Annotated in this window: 1 protein-coding gene; it reads left to right on the forward strand. The window is 44.9% G+C overall.

Annotation, left to right across the window (positions count from 1 at the left end; genetic code table 11):
• Positions 1-14 precede the first annotated feature (14 nt).
• Positions 15-1,108: 3-phosphoserine/phosphohydroxythreonine transaminase (gene serC / locus B7Y67_RS19000; RefSeq protein WP_293599965.1), on the forward strand; the 1,094-nt coding region annotated here is incomplete at its 3' end.

The raw sequence follows: 1,108 nt of genomic DNA on the forward strand, positions 1-1,108 counted from the left end.
TTAATTAATTCACTATGACGTTTGACCGCCGCATTTTCAATTTCGCTGCGGGACCTGCCACCTTACCTGAAGAGGTATTAAAGCAGGCTGCTGCAGAGATGTTGAATTGGCAGGGCTTAGGCGCAAGCGTCATGGAGGTCAGTCATCGCGGTAAAGAGTTCATGGCGCTTTATGAAGAGGTGCTTCAAGACTTGCGCACCCTCATGAATATCCCGGATTCCTATGAAATCTTGATGCTTCAAGGCGGTGGTTTGGGTCAGAATGCTGCTATTCCGATGAACCTCATGCCATTGGCTAAGAATGGTCCTAAGGCAGACTTTTTAGTGACTGGTGTTTGGTCTGAAAAATCATTTAAAGAAGCAGAGAAGTATGGTGTTGCTCACTTAGCTGCATCTTCTGCATCTGAAAAATTTAATACGATTCCTGCAAGATCTTCTTGGCAACTATCGGATGATGCTGCTTATGTTCACTACTGTGCTAATGAAACTATTGGCGGCGTAGAGTTTTCGGATGTGCCTGATGTCAATGGCAAGTTATTAGTCGCAGATATATCTAGCAATATTCTCTCCAAAGAAATGGACGTCACAAAATGTGGCGTTTGGTTTGGTGGGGCGCAAAAAAATATTGGCCCATCTGGCGTGACGATTGTGATCGTGCGTAAGGACTTGATGGGGCACAGCATGAAGATCACTCCGTCGATTTGGGATTGGTCTAAGCAGGCGGCAACTGACTCAATGCTCAACACGCCACCAACTTTTTCAATTTATATGGCGGGACTAGGCTTTAAATGGTTGCTAAAGCAGGGTGGTGTAAAGGTAATTGAGAAACGCAATCAAGAAAAAGCAGAGTTGCTCTATAACTTTTTAGATCAAAGCAGTCTTTACGAGAATCGCATTCCTAAAGAATATCGCTCCAGAATGAACGTTACCTTCTTCTTGAAGGATGAAAATTTAAACGCTCAGTTCTTGGAGCAATCTAATGCAGCAGGCTTAGTTGCCTTGCGTGGTCATAAGGCGGCTGGTGGCATGCGCGCCAGCATTTACAACGCAATGCCAATCGAAGGCGTCAAAGCCTTAGTAGAATTTATGCGTGACTTTGAAAGGCGTGC

Source organism: Polynucleobacter sp. 35-46-11 (assembly GCF_002281105.1).